This is a genomic window from Albibacillus kandeliae (assembly GCF_003116585.1).
Classification (GTDB): Bacteria; Pseudomonadota; Alphaproteobacteria; order Rhodobacterales; family Rhodobacteraceae; genus Albibacillus; species Albibacillus kandeliae.
In genome coordinates, this window is the sequence record NZ_QEHM01000004.1 from 303,385 (window position 1) to 321,302 (window position 17,918).

At 68.2% G+C, this 17,918-nt stretch carries 19 protein-coding genes; 6 read left to right on the top strand and 13 right to left on the bottom strand.

All coding sequences use genetic code 11. The features are described from left to right. Window positions 1–8 precede the first annotated feature (8 nt). The 4 genes from DDT93_RS12150 to DDT93_RS12165 are packed head-to-tail and all read left to right on the top strand — an operon-like array spanning window position 9 to window position 3,875. Window positions 9–986, top strand: a complete 978-nt coding sequence (locus DDT93_RS12150) for an ABC transporter permease (RefSeq protein WP_198654834.1) — start codon at window positions 9–11, stop codon at window positions 984–986. Continuing rightward, window positions 983–1,867: an ABC transporter permease gene (locus DDT93_RS12155; RefSeq protein WP_109466114.1), complete on the top strand. Its 885-nt coding sequence runs from the start codon at window positions 983–985 to the stop codon at window positions 1,865–1,867. Before DDT93_RS12150 ends, DDT93_RS12155 begins: the two co-directional genes overlap by 4 nt. Continuing rightward, window positions 1,867–2,856 (top strand): ABC transporter ATP-binding protein, encoded by a 990-nt coding sequence (locus DDT93_RS12160; protein WP_198654835.1) that lies wholly within the window; start codon window positions 1,867–1,869, stop codon window positions 2,854–2,856. The genes DDT93_RS12155 and DDT93_RS12160 overlap by 1 nt, the downstream gene beginning before the upstream one ends. Then, window positions 2,856–3,875, top strand: coding sequence for an ABC transporter ATP-binding protein (locus DDT93_RS12165; protein ID WP_109466116.1), 1,020 nt, complete (start codon window positions 2,856–2,858; stop codon window positions 3,873–3,875). Before DDT93_RS12160 ends, DDT93_RS12165 begins: the two co-directional genes overlap by 1 nt. 37 nt (window positions 3,876–3,912) lie before the next feature. On the opposite strand, the gene DDT93_RS12170 is transcribed toward DDT93_RS12165, so the two are convergent. The 8 genes from DDT93_RS12170 to DDT93_RS12205 all read right to left on the bottom strand — a co-directional run bounded on the left by DDT93_RS12170 (window position 3,913) and on the right by DDT93_RS12205 (window position 10,421). Then, complete coding sequence (locus DDT93_RS12170; RefSeq protein ID WP_109466117.1) at window positions 3,913–4,788, bottom strand: cell envelope integrity protein TolA; 876 nt, start codon at window positions 4,786–4,788, stop codon at window positions 3,913–3,915. Then, the gene (locus DDT93_RS12175) at window positions 4,785–5,180 is read right to left on the bottom strand and encodes an ExbD/TolR family protein (protein WP_332872697.1); all 396 of its coding nucleotides are present in this window, start codon (window positions 5,178–5,180) and stop codon (window positions 4,785–4,787) included. Before DDT93_RS12175 ends, DDT93_RS12170 begins: the two co-directional genes overlap by 4 nt. Then, window positions 5,177–5,557 carry an ExbD/TolR family protein gene (locus DDT93_RS12180; RefSeq protein ID WP_109466119.1) on the bottom strand — a complete coding sequence of 127 codons (381 nt, stop codon included), beginning with the start codon at window positions 5,555–5,557 and terminating at the stop codon, window positions 5,177–5,179. Before DDT93_RS12180 ends, DDT93_RS12175 begins: the two co-directional genes overlap by 4 nt. Continuing rightward, complete coding sequence (locus tag DDT93_RS12185; RefSeq protein ID WP_232825442.1) at window positions 5,557–6,627, bottom strand: MotA/TolQ/ExbB proton channel family protein; 1,071 nt, start codon at window positions 6,625–6,627, stop codon at window positions 5,557–5,559. Before DDT93_RS12185 ends, DDT93_RS12180 begins: the two co-directional genes overlap by 1 nt. Window positions 6,628–6,853: 226 nt before the next feature. After that, window positions 6,854–7,606: an iron ABC transporter ATP-binding protein gene (locus DDT93_RS12190; protein ID WP_109466120.1), complete on the bottom strand. Its 753-nt coding sequence runs from the start codon at window positions 7,604–7,606 to the stop codon at window positions 6,854–6,856. After that, on the bottom strand, window positions 7,603–8,568 hold the full coding sequence (locus DDT93_RS12195; RefSeq protein WP_232825443.1) for an iron chelate uptake ABC transporter family permease subunit: 966 nt from the start codon (window positions 8,566–8,568) through the stop codon (window positions 7,603–7,605). The genes DDT93_RS12190 and DDT93_RS12195 overlap by 4 nt, the downstream gene beginning before the upstream one ends. Continuing rightward, window positions 8,561–9,508 carry an ABC transporter permease gene (locus DDT93_RS12200; protein WP_109466121.1) on the bottom strand — a complete coding sequence of 316 codons (948 nt, stop codon included), beginning with the start codon at window positions 9,506–9,508 and terminating at the stop codon, window positions 8,561–8,563. The genes DDT93_RS12195 and DDT93_RS12200 overlap by 8 nt, the downstream gene beginning before the upstream one ends. A gap of 7 nt (window positions 9,509–9,515) precedes the next feature. Beyond that, window positions 9,516–10,421, bottom strand: a complete 906-nt coding sequence (locus DDT93_RS12205; RefSeq protein WP_109466122.1) for a siderophore ABC transporter substrate-binding protein — start codon at window positions 10,419–10,421, stop codon at window positions 9,516–9,518. A 248-nt stretch (window positions 10,422–10,669) separates the two neighbouring features. Here DDT93_RS12205 and DDT93_RS12210 point away from each other — a divergent pair, with 248 nt between their 5' ends. Beyond that, on the top strand, window positions 10,670–11,653 hold the full coding sequence (locus DDT93_RS12210) for a calcium/sodium antiporter (protein ID WP_109466123.1): 984 nt from the start codon (window positions 10,670–10,672) through the stop codon (window positions 11,651–11,653). On the opposite strand, the gene DDT93_RS12215 is transcribed toward DDT93_RS12210, so the two are convergent. Further along, entirely contained in the window at window positions 11,635–11,988 is a 354-nt protein-coding gene (locus DDT93_RS12215) for a hypothetical protein (protein WP_109466124.1), read from the bottom strand. The genes DDT93_RS12210 and DDT93_RS12215 overlap by 19 nt on opposite strands. A gap of 220 nt (window positions 11,989–12,208) precedes the next feature. Here DDT93_RS12215 and DDT93_RS12220 point away from each other — a divergent pair, with 220 nt between their 5' ends. Then, window positions 12,209–12,742, top strand: a complete 534-nt coding sequence (locus tag DDT93_RS12220) for a hypothetical protein (RefSeq protein WP_109466125.1) — start codon at window positions 12,209–12,211, stop codon at window positions 12,740–12,742. Window positions 12,743–12,760: 18 nt separating this feature from the next. On the opposite strand, the gene DDT93_RS12225 is transcribed toward DDT93_RS12220, so the two are convergent. From DDT93_RS12225 to DDT93_RS12240, 4 genes are read right to left on the bottom strand one after another with little or no spacing between them, the layout of a single operon-like run. After that, window positions 12,761–14,536, bottom strand: a complete 1,776-nt coding sequence (locus DDT93_RS12225; RefSeq protein WP_109466126.1) for an ABC transporter ATP-binding protein — start codon at window positions 14,534–14,536, stop codon at window positions 12,761–12,763. 1 nt (window position 14,537) lies between these two features. Continuing rightward, the gene (locus DDT93_RS12230) at window positions 14,538–15,386 is read right to left on the bottom strand and encodes an ABC transporter permease (protein WP_109466127.1); all 849 of its coding nucleotides are present in this window, start codon (window positions 15,384–15,386) and stop codon (window positions 14,538–14,540) included. Further along, a complete protein-coding gene (locus DDT93_RS12235; RefSeq protein ID WP_109466128.1) occupies window positions 15,383–16,330 on the bottom strand; it encodes an ABC transporter permease in 948 nt (315 codons plus the stop codon). Before DDT93_RS12235 ends, DDT93_RS12230 begins: the two co-directional genes overlap by 4 nt. A 25-nt stretch (window positions 16,331–16,355) precedes the next feature. After that, on the bottom strand, window positions 16,356–17,912 hold the full coding sequence (locus DDT93_RS12240) for an ABC transporter substrate-binding protein (protein ID WP_109466129.1): 1,557 nt from the start codon (window positions 17,910–17,912) through the stop codon (window positions 16,356–16,358). Window positions 17,913–17,918 lie beyond the last annotated feature (6 nt).

Sequence of the window (17,918 nt, forward strand, 5' to 3'; positions counted from 1 at the left end):
ACCTGCCCTTGCCCGCCGCTCGCGTCACCCTTATCCGCATCTTCTATGCGCTGGCCCTGCTGCTGGCCGTGCTGGTGCTCAACTTCTCTCTCATGCACCTCGCACCCGGCGATGTGGCCGACACCATCTCGCAATCGATGGGCGGCGCCGATGCCGAAGTGCTGGAGAGGATCCGCATCGACTATGGCCTCGACCAGCCCTTCCTCGTGCAGCTGGGCCGCTACATCGGCAACGTGCTGCATTTCGATCTGGGCTATTCCTTCTTCTACAACCAGAGCGTCACTTCGCTGATCCTCGAACGGCTGCCCGCGACGCTGCTGCTGGTGGTCAGCGCACAGGTGCTGGCGCTGGTCGTCGGCGTGGTGCTTGGCGTCGTCTCGGCCCGCAGGCCGAACGGGATGCTCAGCCACTTCGTGACCTTCCTCGCCCTGTTCGGTTATTCCGCGCCGGTGTTCTGGACCGGCATCCTGCTGCTGATCGCATTTTCGCTGAAGATCCCGCTGTTCCCGGTGGCCGGGATGCAGGACATCACCGTGACCGGCGGTTTCTTCGCCCATGCCTGGGACATCCTGCGCCACCTCGTGCTGCCGATGATCACGCTGGCCTCGATCTTCCTCGCCCTCTACTCGCGCCTTGCGCGGGCCACCATGATGGAGGTGCTGGGGTCGGATTACGTGCGCACGGCCAAGGCCAAGGGCCTGAGCCAGCGCGACGTGGTCTACAAGCACGCGCTGAAGAACGCGCTGTCGCCGGTGATCACGCTGGCCGGTCTTCAGTTCTCGGCCGTGGTGTCGGGCGCGGTGCTGGTCGAGACGGTGTTCAGCTGGCCGGGTCTCGGCACGCTGGCCTTCCAGTCCATCATCGCCCGCGATACGCCGACGATCCTCGGCATCCTGTTCTTTTCGGCCCTCGTGGTGATCGTCGGCAACCTGCTGACCGATTTCGCCCTGCGGCTGGTCGATCCTCGCCTCGGAGGCCGCCGATGAGCGATACGCCCGTGATCCCCGAAGAGCCGATCCAGAAGGCACGGCATCCCTTCGTCGAAGCCTGGGAGATGTTCCGGCGCAACCATGCCGCCGTGGTGGCGCTGGCGGTGCTGGTGCTGATCATCCTCGGCGCCATCTTCGGCCCCATCCTCTATGCCACCGACCCGTTCGAGATGGTCTGGGCACCCTTCTCGCCTCCGGGAGTCGACGGCTACCTGCTGGGCACCGACTACCTTGGCCGCGACATGATGGCGATGGTTCTGAACGGTGCGCGCGTGTCGCTGCTGATCGGCCTTGCCGCCGCTGTGGTCTCGGTGGTGATCGGCGTGACCGTCGGGGCGCTGGCCGGGTTCTATCGCGGCCTTGTCGAGGAAGTGCTGATGCGCATCACCGAGTTCTTCCAGGTGCTGCCCACGCTGCTGTTCTCGATGGTCATCGTCGCCCTGTTCGGGGCCTCGCTGCCGATGATCACCTTCGCCATCGGCGTGGTCAGCTGGACCGCCGTGGCCCGCATCACAAGGTCCGAGTTCCTGCGCATCCGCGAGCTGGAGTACGTCACCGCCTCGCGCGCCTCGGGCGTGAAGAACCTCAGGCTGATGTTCAAGGTGATCCTGCCCAACGCGCTGCCGCCGATCATCGTGCAGTCGGCGCTGATGGTCGGCTCGGCCATCCTGTTCGAGGCGGGGCTGAGCTTTCTCGGCCTTACCGATCCCAACATCGTAAGCTGGGGCCAGATCATCGGCTCGAACCGGCAGTACATCCTCGACGCCAGTTTCACCGTGACCATTCCCGGGCTCGCCATCTTTGTCACCGTTCTGGCGATCAGCCTCGTCGGCGACGGGCTGAACGACGCCCTGAACCCCAAGCTGAGGCAGCGCTGATGACCGAACCCCTTCTCAAGGTCGAGAACCTGCGCATCGAGCTCAAGCTGCGCGACGGGGTGGCCCCGGTGATCGACGACCTGTCGTTCGAGCTGATGCCGGGCGAGAGCCTCTCCTTCGTGGGCGAGTCGGGCTGCGGCAAGTCGATGACCGCGCTTGCCATCATGGGCCTGCTGCCCGAGGGGATCGGGCGCATCGCCTCGGGCAAGCTGATCTTCGACGGCGAGGATCTGACCACGGCGAGCGAGGCGCGGCTGCGCCAGATCCGGGGCAACGAGATCTCGATGATCTTCCAGGAGCCGATGACCTCGCTGAACCCGGTGATCACCGTGGGCGAGCAGATCGCCGAGGTGCTGCGCACGCACCAAGGTCTGTCGCGCAAGGCGGCCTGGGATCAGGCGGCGGAGCTGCTTGACGCGGTGCGCATCCCGAACCCGCGCTCGCGCGTGTCGGACTACCCGTTCCAGATGTCGGGCGGGCAGAGGCAGCGGGTGATGATCGCCATCGCGCTGGCCTGCAAGCCCAAGATCCTGATCGCCGACGAGCCGACCACCGCGCTGGACGTGACGGTGCAGGCCCAGATCTTTGACCTGCTGCGCGACCTGCGCGCCCAGACCGGCACCTCGATCATCATGATCACCCACGACATGGGCGCGGTGGCGGAAATGGCCGAGCGGATGATCGTGATGTATGCGGGCCGCAAGGCCGAGATCGGGCCGGTCGACCAGATCATCGACCATGCGCGCCATCCCTACACACAGGGCCTGATCTCCTGCGTGCCGCACATCATGAGCGACCTGACCGAGACCCGCGAGGAGCTGACCGAGGTGCCGGGCATCGTGCCCAGCCTGCGCGAATTCGGGCGGGACCAGTGCCTGTTCGCCTCGCGCTGCAAGTACCGCTCGGGCGAGTGCCTGCAACACCGCCCGCCCGCCAAGGGCTTTGGCAACGGGCAGATATCCGACTGCTGGCACGCGGAGGCGCTGTGATGAGCGAGACCGAGAACAAGCCGCTGCTGGACGTTGAGAACCTGACCGTCCGCTTCGAGGTGAGCCGGGGAGGCAGCTGGGGCAAACGCTCGTACCTCTATGCCGTCGATGACGTCTCGTTCACCGTCAAGCGCGGCGAGACGCTGGCCGTGGTGGGCGAGAGCGGCTCGGGCAAGACCACCACCGCGCTGGCCGTGGCCCGGCTGGTGCCGGCCTACGAGGGCGCGGTGAAGGTCGGCGGAACCGACATCCTCGGGCTGGAGGGCGAGGCGCTGCGCAAGGCGCGCCAGCGGGTGCAGTTCATCTTTCAGGACCCCTATTCGAGCCTGAACCCGCGCCAGCGGGCCGAGGCCATCGTGCGCGAGCCGCTGGACAGCCTGAGCACCAAGAGCGAGGCCGAGAAGCAGGAGATCGTCGACCGCCTGTTCGCCGCCGTGGGCCTGCGCAAGGAACAGCAGCGCCTGTTCCCGCACCAGTTCTCGGGCGGTCAGCGCCAGCGCATCGGCATCGCGCGGGCGCTGGCGACGCAGCCCGAGCTGATCATCTGCGACGAGCCGGTCTCGGCGTTGGACGTGGCGGTGCAGGCGCAGATCCTGAACCTGCTGCGCCGCCTGCAGGCCGAATTCGGGCTGACCTACCTGTTCATCAGCCACGACCTCGGCGTGGTGCAGCACATGTGTGACAGCATCGCGGTCATGTATATGGGCAAGGTGGTGGAGCATGCCGACCGGCTGAGCCTGTTCAACAACCCGCTGCATCCCTACACCGCCGCGCTGCTCTCGGCCGTGCCCTCGGTCGACAGGGCCCGTCGGGAGGCGACCCGGCGCATCCTGATCCCCGGCGATCCGCCCGATCCGGTGAACATGCCCAAGGGTTGCCGCTTTGCCTCACGCTGTCCGGTGGCCGAAGCCCGCTGCCGCGAGAGCGCGCCGGACCTGCGCGACGTGGGCGGCGGGCACCGCGTGGCCTGTCATCTCGTGGACGAGCGGGCCGTGTCGCCGCTGGCGGCGCTGACCTGAGCGCCTGCGGTCCCGGAAAGGCGGGGCCGCAGCGGGGTTACATGAAGTCCATCGACAGGTTGAACTTGTAGCTGGCGCCGGTCAGCTCCTTGGGCGCGCGCGGCATCCGGCCCGCACGCGACACTGCAGCCAGCGCCGCCTGATCCAGCCCGGCATCGCCCGAGGACTTGCGGACCCTGACGCCGACGACCTGCCCGTCGGGCGAGACCGAGACCTGCAGCAGGACCACGCCCTTGGGCGCACCGCGCGGCGCACGTTTGGCGCGCTCGATCCGGGTCCGGATCTGGCTGCCCCAGACCACCTGCAGCCGATCCGACTTGCCGCTGCCATCGGTCTTGACCTTGCCTGCGGAGCTGTTCCCGGCCTGCGTGCTGCCGCCGGTCCCGGCGGATCGCTGGGCTTCGCGGCCCTGCACTTCCTTCTGGGCCTTCTCGGCGATCTCGGCCTGTTTCGGCTCGGGCTCGGGTTCGGGGCGCATCGGCGGCCGGACCTTGGGCACCGGCACCGGTTCGGGCTCGGGTTCGGCCACCGGTTCGGGCTCGGGTTCCGGCTCGGGCACGGTCAGGTCGATCTCGGGGAGCGGCGTCGTTGCCTCGGGCGCGCTCGGCAGGGCGATGGCCGCGCTCTGCGACGGGGCGAGGTCGGGCAGCCGCGCGGCCAGCTTGGGTGCACGGTCCACCGGGGTCGGCTCGGGCGTGTCCGGCGGCGTCTCGACCTCGGTCACCTCGGGCGGGCGTTCCCAGCGGGCGACCATGGTCTCGATCTGGCTGGAGGACGCCATCACCGTCACCATCGCCTCGCCGCCCTGCCCGCCGGATTCAGAGCCTTCGTCGCCCTCGAAGCGCATGGCAAAGACGAGGTGGGCACCGACGGCCAGCGCCACGAAGACGAGGAGTTCCGCGATACGCTTCATTTCTCTGCCGCCACCACAAGGGACACCTGGGCCAGCCCGGCCCCCGCGAGGTCGCGCATCAGCCGGGCGACCGAGGCCGCCTCGACCCCGGCAGCGGCCCGGAGCTGCGCCGTCGCTGCTTCTTCCGAGGCGCGGGCCACGAAGGTTCTGACCGCATCGTCGCCGCGCGCGTCCTCGAAGGCGATCTCGCCCGTTTCGGACAGGTAGAGCACAGGCGCGGGATCGGCGGCCTTGCCCTCGGCCGTTTCCGGCGGGTTGACCTGGAAGGGTTCCGGCGGCGCGATGCTGGAGGTCATCAGGAAGAAGATCAGCAGCAGGAAGACCACGTTGATCATCGGCACGATGGACTCGCCGCGCGGGGCCCGGCGGGGCGGGGAGAAATCCATGCTCATTCGATCAGCACCGTGCGGGGATGCCCGCCTTCGCGCAGCAGGCCGCCGATGGTCACGATCCGCTGCAGCGTGGTGCCCTCGCCGCCGCGCAGCACGATGACGTCGTCGGGCGAGGTCGTCAGACGCTCCATCGCGCCGTTCAGCGCGCCGTCGTCGATGGCGATGCCGTTCAGCCTCAGCCCCTCGGGCAGCACTTCGACCAGACGCGGCGGCCCGTCATAGGTGCCACCACCGGCCGCCAGCGTCATGTCGACGACCGAGTCGAGCCCGAAGCGCGAGGCCAGCATGAAGAAGACCAGCAGCAGGAACACGACGTCGATCATCGGCGTCAGGCTGGGCCGACGCCGGTGTCGCGGAGGATCGGCGAACAGGCTCATTACTCGGCGGCCAGCTTCGCCCGCAGGGCGTCCACGACGTTGTCGACGAGTTCGACCGGCTCGGACGGAACCGGGGCCGCGATGAAGATGCGCGCGGCAAGGTCTTCAAGGTCCTGACGGATCGCGTCGATCACCGACTCGAACCACGTCAGCGCGGCAGAGGCGGGAATGGCCACGGCCATACCGGCGGCGGTGGTCAGCAGCGCCTCCCAGATGCCCCCGGCCAGCATGGCGGGGTCTGCGCGGCTGCCTGCCTCCTGCAGTGCCTGGAAGGCCGAGATCATGCCCAGAACGGTGCCCAGCAGACCCAGCAGCGGCGCAATCGTGGCGATCAGTTCAAGGGCGCGCAGGCCGCTGCCCTGCCGTGCCAGCAGGCCCTTGGCCACCCGCGCGGTTTCTTCACGGGCCGAGCTCTCGGGCAGCGTCATCACCGCCTGCATGGCGGCGGTGGTCACGCGGCTGCGCAGGCCACGGCGGCGGCTGACGAGGGCCAGCGCCTCGGCGTGGCGACCGGATTCCCAGATGGTGACGGCCCGGCGCGAGGCCCGGCGCGACCATGCCCCGGCCATGAAGAAGCGCCAGGTTTTCCAGAGGATCAGCGCGACGGTCACGACCGAGAGCGCGGTGATCGCCCAGATGGTCGGGCCACCATCGACGAGGAACTTCTCGGCGCGGTCGCGGGCGTCGTTGAAGGCGGCCTGCGGATCGTCCAGCGCGGCGGCGAGGGTCAGCGGCGCGGCGACCTCGACGGTATCGGTCAGATCGACCACCTCGGCGCCGTCCTCCACGCCCTCTTCGGTCGCGACCGGCTGGGTCTCGTCCGCCAGCGGAGCGGCCTCTGCCGGGACGTCCGCAGTCGCGGGGAGGTCGGTTGCAGGCGTTTCAGCGCCGGTCTGCGGAAGGGAGGGCGCGGCCTCGTCGACGGCCTCCGGAGCGGCGATCTGCGGCGCGGCACCGATCTCGGGCGCGGCGGTCTGGGCCGCGAGCCCCTGCGGTCCGAGCGCGAGCGCGGCTGCGATCACGACTGCGCGCGCAACGACGCTGTTCCGGCTGGGCATGACAAGCTCCATCAGAGCCTCCTTTCCATGCGGCCGCGTCCGAAGCTGCGGCGCTGTTCGTTCGGCATGCAGGAAGGGCAAGGGCCTGGCGTGGCAGCAATGCGCCACGCTCCACCTTCCGGTCCCGCGTCGAAACTGGATGCGTTGCTGGCGGATCCCGGGACTCGGGGTGGCTGGCACTTGGGCTCAGCGCTTACTTAATTCGACTAAAACAGTCAAGAAACAACCCGGCGATGGGTCAGACCATCACCACCGGGCGGGCGCCGAGGGTAAGGATTTCGGCATCCGTGCCGAAAACGCCTGTCAGGAGGTCTTGCGTGATGATCGTCTCGGGCGCCCCGTCGGCGGCGATCCGGCCCTCGTGCATCACCACGATCCGGTCCGCGAAGGCGGCGGCGAAGTTGATGTCGTGCAGCACGATGACGATGGTCTTGCCGCCCCCGGTCGCCATGTCGCGCAGCAGGCGCATCAGGTGCCGGGCCGCCGCGATGTCGAGGTTGTTCAGCGGCTCGTCCAGCAGCAGGTAGTCGGTGCCCTGCGCATAGGCCATCGCCGCAAGGGCGCGCTGGCGCTGACCGCCGGAGATCTCGTCGAGGAAGCGGTCGCGCAGCGCGTCGAGGCTGAAACGGGTCAGGGTCTCGGCGACGATCTCGCGGTCGTGCGCGCCGGGCCGCCCCTGGTGCCACGGATAGCGCCCCATCTCGACCAGTTCGCCCACCCGCAGCCGGGCCGAGACATGGCCGCTCTGGGGCATGATGGCCAGCACCTTGGCAAGGTCGCGGTCAGAGCATTTGCCGACCTCGAGGTCATCCACGCCGATGCGCCCGGACTGGAGTTTCTTCAGACGCGCGATCAGCGAGAGCAGCGTCGACTTGCCCGCCCCGTTCGGCCCGATCAGCGCCGTCACCCCGCCGCGCGGCAGGTCGAGGTCGATGTCCCGCAGGATCGGCTGGCCTTGGATTTCGTAGGACACGCCGCGGATGGTGATCATTGTCTGCTCCCTCGCAGCAAGAGGACAAGAAACAGCAGCCCGCCGACCAGTTCGATGACCACGGGCAGCGGGGTGGAGAGATGCAGCACCCGCTCCATCACGGTCTGACCGCCGATCAGGACGATACCCGACACGAGGATGGCCGAGGGCAGCAGAACGGCATGGCGGAACGACGGCGTCACCATGCGGGCCAGCGCCACCACGATCAGCCCGAGGAAGTTCGAGGGGCCGGAGAACCCGCTCGACATCGGCCCGGCAAGCGCGGTGGCCGAACCGATCAGCACGCAGATCAGGACCAGCGCCTGTTTCTGGCCCCGCCGCGGTGGCTCGCCCAGCCCGGTCGCCGCCTCGGTGCCGAGCGAGAGCACGTCGAGCCGGTGGCGCATCCGCCATGCAAGGGCGATCGCCGGGATCGACACCAGCGCCGACAGGCCCAGCAACAGCGGGTCGACATGGGTAAAGCGCGCAAAGCTCGCCGCCTGCAGCGAGGAGAACTCGGAGGGGTCGATCATCCGTTGCAGGAAGCTCGAAAGCGCGCGGATCAGGATGCCCAGCACGATGCCGGTCAGCACCAGCTTGAGCATGTCGCCGCGCCCGCCCGCCAGCAGGGCGAGGAACAGCAGGATGCCCAGCGCCGACATGACGCCGAGATTGAGGAAGAACAGCAGCGGCGCGGGCAGCGCGGCATAGCCGCTTGCCCCCAGCGTGAAGACCAGCACCGTCAGGACCGCCATGTAGAGCGAATCGAAGCCCATGATGGAGGGCGTCAGGATGCGGTTGGCGGTGATGGTCTGGAACAACAGCGTCGCGGTGGCGATCGACGCCCCGGTCAGCAGCAGCGCGGCCAGCTTGGCACCCCGGAACGGGATGAGAAAGCTCCACGACCCCACCGCGCCAAGCGTCATGTAGCCAAGCGCGGAAAGGCCGAGGATCAGCCCGAGGATGACAAAGCGCCTAGCCACGGCGCGGCTCGCGGTAGAGCAGGAAGATGAACAGCGCCGCGCCTATCACGCCGATCATGGTCGCCACCGGCACTTCGAAGGGCGCGCGCACCACCCGGCCCGCGATGTCGGCGCCCAGCACCAGAATGGCCCCGCAGAGGGCCGAGACCGGCAGGCTTCGCCGCAGGTTGTCGCCCATGATCCGCGCCACGAGGTTCGGGACGACGAGGCCGACGAAGGGGATCGCCCCCAGCGTGACCACGGTCATCGCCGTGACCAGCGAGATCGCGGCCAGTCCGGCGGCGGTGATCAGCGGCACGTTCAGGCCAAGGCTGCGCGCCCGCTCCTCGCCCAGCGTCAGCAGCGTGATGCGGTCGGCGATGAACCACGTGGCGACCGAGGCGATCCCCGCCACCCAGAGCAGTTCGTAACGCCCCTTGAGCACGCCCGAAAGTTCGCCGGTCATCCACGTCTGGATGAACTGGAGCATGTCGCTCTGGTAGGCGACGAAGGTCACGCCGGCCCCGATCACCCCGCCGTAGACCAGCGCCACCAGTGGCACCAGCAGCGGCTGGGTGGGCGGCAGGCGGCGGATCATCAGCAGCAGGCCCGCGCTGCCGACCAGCGTGGTGGCGGCCGCGATGCCCATCTTGATCCAGACCGGCGCGGCGGGAACCAGATAGGCGGCAAGGAGGATGCCCAGCGCGGCGCTCTGCCCCGACCCGGCGGTGACCGGCTCGACAAAGCGGTTGCGGGCGAGGATCTGCATGATCTGCCCGGTGATGGCCAGCGCGGCCCCGGCGAGGATGGCCGCGAAGGTGCGCGGCAGGCGGCTGACCAGCAGCAGCCGCGCCGCCTCGGGATCGGTGAACAGGCTCTGCGGCGTCAGCGCCGCCGCTCCCACGAAGAGCGAGAGCAGCGCCAGCATGGCCAGCGCCAGGAGCGGCAGAGCGACCCGCATCGGGCGGTCAGGAGCCCGATTTCAGGGCGTCGGTCAGCTGATCCAGCGTGATGTTCAGCGCCTGGATACCGCCGGAGGCCACGTAGACCTCGGAGGGCGAGAGGTAGATGATGTGACCTGTCTTCCACGCCTTGGTCTGGTGCATCAGCTCGTTGTCGAGCGTCGCCTTGGCACCGGCGAGACCGCCGCCGACGACCTGGCCCCGGTCGATCACGATCAGCGTGTCGGGGTCGGCCTCGGCGATGTATTCGAAGGTCACCGCTTCGCCGTGGCGGGATTCGCCGATGTCATCCACCGCCTGCGGCCAGTCGAGCGCGGTGTGCAGCCAGCCAAAGCGGCTTGCCGCACCGAAGACCGAGAGCTTGGGCCCGTTGGTCATCACGATCAGGGCGTTGCCCCGGCCCGCGACCAGCGCGCGCACCGACGCGACCTTCTGGTCCAGCGCCTCGGCCAGTTCGCTGGCGCGGGCCTGCGTCCCGGTGAGCGCGCCATAGGCGGCAAGGCGGGCCAGCCCGTCGGCCATCGCGTCGTCGCCCACGCTCATGTCGGCCACCGGGCCGAGGCCCGAGAGCGCATTGGCCTGCGACAGCGACCGCGAGCCGAGCACGATCAGGTCGGGCTGCAGGGCGGCAATGCGTTCGAAATCGGGTTCGAACATCGTGCCGATGACCTCGGCGCCCTCCATCTCGGGGTCGAGGTAATCGACGAACAGGGGCGAGACGATGCCAGCGGGCGTGACGCCCAGCGCCGTCAGCGTGTCAATGGCCGCCACATCGAGCGCGGCGATCTTGTGGGGCGGCTCCGGCAGAGTCTGCGGCCCGGTCGCGGTCTCGAAGGTCACCGGGTCGGCAAGGCAGGCCGGGGCCGAGAGGACAAGGCAGACGAGCGCGGCGCGCAGGGAATTGGCAATCATGACGGTCTCCGGGCGTGACAAGGGGATCCGACCGTGGCGAAGACCGAGAGTCCGGCTGGGCCTGCGCCCCCGGTAGGACGCCCCGGACCGGAGGTCAAGACGATCGCCCGTCGCCGGGGCCCGCAACGCGCCACAGCGCGGGCGAACAGCCTGTTCCTGCCGAAGAAAAGATCGCCCCGCGCCCTCCTTGAAAAGCGGCCGGGGCGGGGACAGATCTTCGCTCGGTTCGGCTCTTGGAGTGCCAAAGTATGACGGAAATCTGGTTGCCGCTGATTGGCGGTCTGGTGCTGCTTGTCCTCGGGGGCGACCTTTTGGTGCGCGGCGCCGTCCGGGTGGCCGAAAAGCTGGGCGTCTCGCCGCTGGTCATCGGCCTCACGCTGGTCGGCTTCGGCACCTCCATGCCCGAGCTGGTGACCTCGGTGCAGGCTTCGCTGTCGGGCTCGCCCTCGATCGCCTACGGCAACATCGTGGGGTCGAACATCGCCAATATCCTGCTGATCGTCGGCGTCTCGTCGATGCTGCTGCCCATCGCCGTCGCCTCCTCGGCGTTGAAGCGCGACGCGGTGGTCATGCTGGCCGTCGCCGCCGGGTTCTCCGCCCTGTGCTTCGTGATGCCGATGACCCGGCTGCTGGGCGCGGGGTTCCTCGTGCTGCTGGCAGGCTACATCTACCTCGCCTTCCGGCAGGAGGCGGGTGCGGGTGCGAGTGAGCATGGCGCACTGCATGACAAGGCCACCGCTCTGGCCGGGGTCGATGTCTCCCTCGACCCGGCGCGCGTGCGGGCGCGCACGCTCGTGGGCCCCCTGCTGATCTCGGTCGGCGGGCTCGTCCTCGTCATCTTTGGCGGCGCGCTGCTTGTCCGGGGCGCGGTCAGCCTCGCCCAATCGCTCGATATCCCGGAAACGGTGATCGGGCTGACCATCGTCGCGGTCGGCACCTCGATGCCCGAACTGGTGACCTCGGTGGTCGCCGCGATGAAGAAGCAGGGCGATGTGGCCTTTGGCAATATCGTCGGCTCCAACATCTACAACGTGCTGGGCATCGGCGGCGCCACCGCCCTGATCGCGCCCTCCGAGGTGCCCGACGCCATCGTCCGTTTCGACAACCTGCTGATGGTGGGCGTCTCGGTGCTGCTGGTGATCTTCGCCGCCACCGGCCTCAGGATCGCACGGTGGGAAGGCGCGGTCCTGCTCGCGGGCTACTGCGCCTACGTCTACGCCATCTGGCCGTAGCCCGTCTCTGACAGGGCCGCGAGGCCCTGCAGGTATCCGGCGACGGTGGGCACGGCGGAAAGATCGGCGTGGCCCTGCACATAGGCCAGCGTTTCGCCGATCAGTTCCGCCTTTTGCAGCATCAGGGTCAGCAGGTAGCGGTCGGGCTGGCGGGCCAGATGCTCCAGAAACGCCCGGTGCTCGGCAAGGTCATAGAGCGGCGGCACCCAGATGTCCGCCTCTTCCTCCAGCCCCGTCGGCAGGCAGCTTTCAACGCATCGCGCCAGTTCGGCCAGCGCCGGTTCATGCGCGGCCAGCAGGGCTCTGCAGCGCGCGCCGGTCTGGTCGTTGCTCACGGTCGGTCTCCTTCACTCGGGCGGGGCAGCGCCCCCTCCCCCACAAGGCACATCGCCCGGCGGGCGAATGCCAGCGCCCCGGCTACAGCCCGGTCTGCCCACCGGCGCAGTGGTACCGAGGGGCAACAGGTCCGGGTGGCAAGCCCGCAGTCCCGGATGGAGCGTTGAGATACCCCCGCGCCGCCGTAACGTTCGGCAACCTGCAACCGATAGGACAGCAATGCGCCACCCCAAGCTCCTCGTCGCCGCCCTCTGCCTTGCCCTTGCCGCCGCCGCGCCCGTGGCGGCCCAGCTTGCCGAGACCCTTCTCGCGCAGGAAAAGAACTGGAAGGCGTCGCTGTTTCACCAGCCCGGCACCGGCACGGCAAGCTGCGCGGGCTTCATCGAGGAGCCCCGGCTCGGCGAGATGTTCGGGGTGCAGTACATCCGGGGCGCCGGGTTCTACGTGATGCTGCGCCTGCCCCGTCTGGAGGCGATGCCGCCGGAGACCACGTTCCTCGTCTCGGTCGGAGAGAGCCGGTACCCGCTGCGCGGCCGAAACTACGGCAACGACAACCCCTCCGGCGTCCTGTACCTCATGCCGGTCAAGGAGACGTCGCTATTCTCCAGCTTGCTGCGCGATCTGGCAAAGGGCGCCACGGCCGAGGTCGTCTCTCCCCAGATGTCGCGGCAACTGTCCTATTCGCTGTCCGGATCGAAGGTCGCGATCGACGCCTTCTTCCAGTGTTCGCAACGGATGATCGCCGCCGGATAATGTGAGCGGCGGGGGCGGTCAGCCGGCCCGCCGCTCCTCGCTGCGCAGGGCAACGTGGTGGCCCTGCCCCGTGTCGATCAGCCGGTAAGGATCCTCCGGTCGCGTCGCATCGTAATAGTCCGCCTCGGCCCCTCCGATCTCCGGCAGCTCCGTCTCGGCCAGCTGCAAGCCGTCGTCACCCTGCTCCAGCCTCGGCGAGGCGCTCATCAGGCGGCGCGTGTAGGGATGGCGCGGCGCGGCAAAGATGGCGGGCGTCGGGGCCTCTTCGACCAGCCGCCCCTTGTGCAGCACGTAAAGCCGCGCGCAGAGCTGTTCCACGATATGCAGGTCGTGGCTGATGAACAGGCAGGCAAAGCCGTACTCGGCCTGCAACCGCTTGAGCAGCGCAAGGATCTGCGCCTGGATGGTGACGTCCAGCGCCGAGACGGGTTCGTCCGCGATGATCAGGTCGGGCTTGGCGATGAGGGCGCGCGCGATGGCGACGCGCTGGCGCTGCCCGCCCGAGAGGGCATGGGGAAAGCGCCCGGCCATGTCCCGCGAGAGGCCCACCGCCTCCAGCATGTCCTCGGCCGCTTTCTGGCGTTCGGCGGCCGACAGGCCCGGTTCGTGGCGCAGCCCTTCGCGCACGATGCGGCCAATGCGCATCCGGGGATTGAGCGACGAGAACGGATCCTGAAACACCACCCGGATACGTCGCCGCAGCCGCTGCTCCTCGCCTGCCCCGCAGGTATCCAGATCGCGCCCGTCGAAGCTGACCGTGCCGCCCGCCTTGGGGGTCAGGTTGCAGACGGCGCGCCCGATGGTGCTCTTGCCGCTGCCGGATTCCCCTACGAGGCCGACGAACTCTCCCGGAGCCACGGTGAGGGAGACGTCGCGCACCGCGTGGTGCACCCGTTTGCCGAAGAGACCGAGGAAGGTCTTCTCGGCGAAGTCGACGCTGAGGTTGTCGACCTTCAGCAGGGCCGCTCCCGGTCGTCCCGACACCGGGCTGGGCGTGCCGAGCTGCGCCGCCGCGAGCAGTCGGCGGGTGTAGTCGTGGGCGGGCCGGGCCAGCACGGTGCGGGTCGCGCCGGTTTCGACAAGGTCGCCCTTTTCCATCACCGCGATCCGGTCGGCATAGCGGGCCACTACGGCAAGATCGTGCGAGATCAGGATCACGGCGGTCCCGCTGGCGCGGGCGACGTCCTCCATGATGTCCAGCACCTCGCGCTGCACCACGGCATCCAGCGCTGTCGTCGGCTCGTCCGCGATCAGCAGCCGGGGTTTCAACATCATGACCGAGGCGATCATGATCCGCTGCCGCATCCCGCCCGAGAACTCGTGCGGATACCGGTTCAGCAGCGTCTCGGGGCGGTCCAGCCGGACCTGCCGCAGCATCTCGATGGCGCGGTCGCGGATCTGCGCCTCGGACAGGTCGGTGTGCAGGCGCATGGCCTCGAACATCTGCTCGCCGATCCGCATGGTCGGGTTCAGCGAAGACAGGGGTTCCTGAAAGATCAGCCCGATGGAACGGCCCCGCAGCAGGCGCAGTTCCTCGGGGCTGGAGGGCGCGGTGATCTCGTGCCCGGCAAATCGGATGCGGCCCCGGCTGACCCGGCCCGGCGTGGGCAGCAGCCCGAGGATCGACCGTCCGATCATGCTCTTGCCGCTGCCGGATTCCCCGACCAGCGCGAGGATCTCGCCCTCGTTCAGGCTCAGGTCCACGCCGCGGACCACCGAGGCCGAGCCGAAGGAGATTTCGAGGTCGTCGATGCGCAGCAGCGGTTCGCGCGGGTCTGTCGTCGTGTTGCCCATGTCAGATCGCCTCCTTGGACGGCGCCGAGGCCGATTTCGGGTCCAGTTCGTCGCGCAGCGCGTCGCCCAGCAGGTTCACGCCCAGCAGCGCGATGGAGATGCAGATGCCCGGCAGCAGGCCCAGCAGCGGATACCGCATCAGATGCGCCTTGGCCTCGGACAGGATGTTGCCCCAGCTCGGTTCCGGCGGCGGCACCCCGAGCCCGAGAAAGCTGAGCGCGCTTTCGGCCAGTAGCACCCAGCCGAACATCATGGTGGACAGCACGATCAGCGGGGCGAGGCAGTTCGGCAGGATATGCACGATCAGCGTGTAGAGGCGCGAATTGCCCATCACCGCCGAGGCCTCGACGAATTCGTTCTGGCTGATCGAAAGGACCGAGCCGCGCACCACGCGGGTCACGGCGGGGAGATAGGCGAAGGACAGCGCCAGGATCACGCCGTAGCGGTTGGCCCCGATGACCGCCATCAGGCCCAGCGCGATCAGCAGGCCGGGGAAGGCCATGAGCGCATCCAGCACCATCATCAGCAGCCGGTCGAACCAACCCCGGAAATACCCGGCGGCCGCGCCCAGCACGGTGCCGAGCACCACCGGGATCACGAGGGTCGAGAGACCGATCGAGACCGAGACCCACGCCCCGCGCATGAGGCGTGAGAGCACGTCGCGGCCGAACATGTCGGTTCCGAAGGGATGGGCGAGGCCCGGCGCGGCAAAGCGGTTCAGCAGGTCCGACTTCAGCGGGTCATAAGGGGTCCAGACGGCACCGAGGAACGCCACGACGAGAACGAGGCCCAGCATCACGGCGCCGATCAGGCCGTTGGTCTTGCCCAGCAGGCGGGAAACGAAAGTCACGACAGGCGCACCTTGGGATCGAAGAAGGAATAGGCGATGTCGATCAGCAGGTTGGTCACGACATAGACCGCGGCGATGAACAGCAGCGCGCCCTGCAACACCGGGTAGTCCCGGCCATAGATCGAGTCGACCAGCAGCTTGCCCAGCCCGGGCAGGGTAAAGACGGTCTCGGTCACCGCCGCCCCGGCCAGCAGCCCCGCCAGCGCGATGCCGACCATGGTCAGCGTCGGCGCAAAGGCGTTGGGAAAGACGTGGCGCCAGAGCACCTGCCGCTCGGGCAGGCCCTTGGCGCGGGCGTGGGTCACGTAATCGCGGTTCATCACCTCGAGGCTGCCCGCCCGCATCATGCGCGTCATCACCGCGATCTCGGACAGGGCCAGCGAGGTCACCGGCAGGATCAGGTAGGTCACGCCCAGCCCGAAATCCTGCGAGACCGAGACGTAGCCCACGGTCGGCAGCCAGCCGAGGATCGCGCCGAACAGCACCAGCAGCATGAGCCCGACCCAGAAGCTCGGCATCGACAGCTTGAGGATGGTGGCGACGACGATGGCATAGTCGGCGCGGGTATTGTGGCGGTGCGCCGCGAAGAGGCCCGCCGGTATCGAGACCGCCAGCGCCGAGGCCATCGCCAGCAGCACCACGGTTGCCGTCACGCTGAACCGGTCGAGGATCAGCTCGCCGACCGGCTGGCCCGTGCGCACCGAGATGCCGAGGTTGCCCGAGAAGATCTCGCGCAGCCAGGCCATGAACTGCACAGGCAGGGGCTGATCCAGCCCCAGCTGGTGCCGCATCATTTCAAGCGTCGACTCGTCGTCGATATTGCCGCCCAGCATCATCAGGGCCGCGTCGCCCGGCAGGGCCCGGACGAGGCAGAAGATGATGACGGCCACGATGATGAGGGTCGGAACCGACATCAGGATACGTCGCAGAACGAAGAGGATCATGGCCGTCGTCTCCCGGGTTCAGGCGTCAGTCCGCGACCCGCAGCATCCAGCCGCGCAGCACGCCCGCGCCCCAGTCCTGAAACCCTTCGACGCGGTCCGACATGCCGGTGAACAGCATCCGGTGACCAAGACCGATGGCCGGGACGTCCTCGTTGAAGCGGCGCGACAGCTCGTCGATGATCTGTTGCAGGCGTTCGGGATCGCCGGTTTGCAGGGATTCATTGACCAGGGCAATGGCCTCCGGATTCTGCCAGGCCTTGCGGACCTCGGAGCCGGTGAACATTTCAAAGCTCAGCCCGGCCTGAAGCCGCGGGGAGAAGGTGAAGGACTGCATCGCGTAGCCTTCGCCGGTGCGGTAGGCCTCGAGCTGGGTGCCCCATTCGACCACTTCCAGCGTGGCGTTGAAGCCCGCGTCCATCAGCATGGCCTGCGCCATCAGCGCCCGCTCGTAGTAGGCGCCGTTCCGGCGGGTGGCGAGGATCTTGATCTCTTCGCCGTTGTAGCCCGCCTCCTTCATCAGCGACTTGGCAAGGTCCACGTCATAGGCCGGATACTCGGCCTCGACGGCGGTGAAGTTCTTGGACATCGGCGGCACCGGCGAGGGCGAGGCCTTGCCGAACCCTTCGGTGATCGCGGCCATGATTTGCTGAGGGTCGATGGCGTGGGCCATTGCCTGCCGAATGCGGACATCCTTCAGCACCGGGTCGAGCGGGCTCAGCAGGTAGGTGTCCCAGACCGCCGATTGCGTCGCATCCACCTTGAAGCCCGGCTTGTCCTTCAGCTCGGTGGCGGTCATCGCGTCAATCGGGACGAGGTCGAGATCGCCCGCCAGCAGTGCCGTCTTGGTCACCGCGCCCTCGCTCACGATATCGAAGTGCAGCGTGTCCACCTCGGCGTGCTTGCCGCCGCCGAGGCCGTTCATCGGTTCGTCGCGGCTGGCGTAGTCGGGAAAGCGCTTGAGTTCGACATAGCGGCCCGGCAGGTGGTCGCCCATCATGTAGGGGCCGGTGCCGATCGGGGTGTTCCAGCTGCCGTCGGCATTGACCGAGTCAGGGTGCAGCACGCCCATCGAACCACAGTCGAAACGGGCGATGGTGGCCAGGAAGACGGCAAAGGGGGTTTCGAGCTTGACCTCGAAGGTATCGTCGTCCAGCGCCTTGGCCGAGACCACCTTCATGCCGTTCTTGCCGTTGAAGTAGTTCTTGCAGTGGCTTTCGGACTCCTCGCCGGCAAGGCGGTTCCAGGACCACTCGACCTCTTTCGCGGTCATCTCCTCGCCATTGTGGAACTTGACCCCGTGGCGCAGGTGAAAGGTGTAGGTCAGCCCGTCTTCGGAGATGTCGTAGGTCTCGGCCAGCATCGGGATGATCTCGAAGTTCTCGCCGTAGGTGACCAGCCCCTCGACGAACTGGCTGTGTACGATGTCAGTGTTGCCGTCGCGGGTCACGCCCGGGTTGGTGCCCCGGATATCCGCGTTCAGCGCCATGCGCACCACGCTCTCGGCCATCGCCGGGGCGACGGATACAAGCCCGATGGCGGTGGCCGTCAGCAGCGGCGCGAGGAGTTTGTTCCTGATGTTCATTGTTTC

Bases quoted from the DNA above. Each gene is read 5' to 3' on its own strand.
- DDT93_RS12220 (WP_109466125.1), top strand. From the start codon at position 12,209: ATGCGCCACCCCAAGCTCCTCGTCGCCGCCCTCTGCCTTGCCCTTGCC.
- DDT93_RS12205 (WP_109466122.1), bottom strand. From the start codon at position 10,421: ATGATTGCCAATTCCCTGCGCGCCGCGCTCGTCTGCCTTGTCCTCTCG.
- DDT93_RS12210 (WP_109466123.1), top strand. From the start codon at position 10,670: ATGACGGAAATCTGGTTGCCGCTGATTGGCGGTCTGGTGCTGCTTGTC.
- DDT93_RS12170 (WP_109466117.1), bottom strand. From the start codon at position 4,788: ATGAAGCGTATCGCGGAACTCCTCGTCTTCGTGGCGCTGGCCGTCGGT.
- DDT93_RS12225 (WP_109466126.1), bottom strand. From the start codon at position 14,536: ATGGGCAACACGACGACAGACCCGCGCGAACCGCTGCTGCGCATCGAC.
- DDT93_RS12190 (WP_109466120.1), bottom strand. From the start codon at position 7,606: ATGATCACCATCCGCGGCGTGTCCTACGAAATCCAAGGCCAGCCGATC.
- DDT93_RS12160 (WP_198654835.1), top strand. From the start codon at position 1,867: ATGACCGAACCCCTTCTCAAGGTCGAGAACCTGCGCATCGAGCTCAAG.
- DDT93_RS12155 (WP_109466114.1), top strand. From the start codon at position 983: ATGAGCGATACGCCCGTGATCCCCGAAGAGCCGATCCAGAAGGCACGG.
- DDT93_RS12200 (WP_109466121.1), bottom strand. From the start codon at position 9,508: ATGCGGGTCGCTCTGCCGCTCCTGGCGCTGGCCATGCTGGCGCTGCTC.
- DDT93_RS12185 (WP_232825442.1), bottom strand. From the start codon at position 6,627: ATGGAGCTTGTCATGCCCAGCCGGAACAGCGTCGTTGCGCGCGCAGTC.
- DDT93_RS12175 (WP_332872697.1), bottom strand. From the start codon at position 5,180: ATGAGCATGGATTTCTCCCCGCCCCGCCGGGCCCCGCGCGGCGAGTCC.
- DDT93_RS12165 (WP_109466116.1), top strand. From the start codon at position 2,856: ATGAGCGAGACCGAGAACAAGCCGCTGCTGGACGTTGAGAACCTGACC.
- DDT93_RS12240 (WP_109466129.1), bottom strand. From the start codon at position 17,912: ATGAACATCAGGAACAAACTCCTCGCGCCGCTGCTGACGGCCACCGCC.
- DDT93_RS12235 (WP_109466128.1), bottom strand. From the start codon at position 16,330: ATGATCCTCTTCGTTCTGCGACGTATCCTGATGTCGGTTCCGACCCTC.
- DDT93_RS12180 (WP_109466119.1), bottom strand. From the start codon at position 5,557: ATGAGCCTGTTCGCCGATCCTCCGCGACACCGGCGTCGGCCCAGCCTG.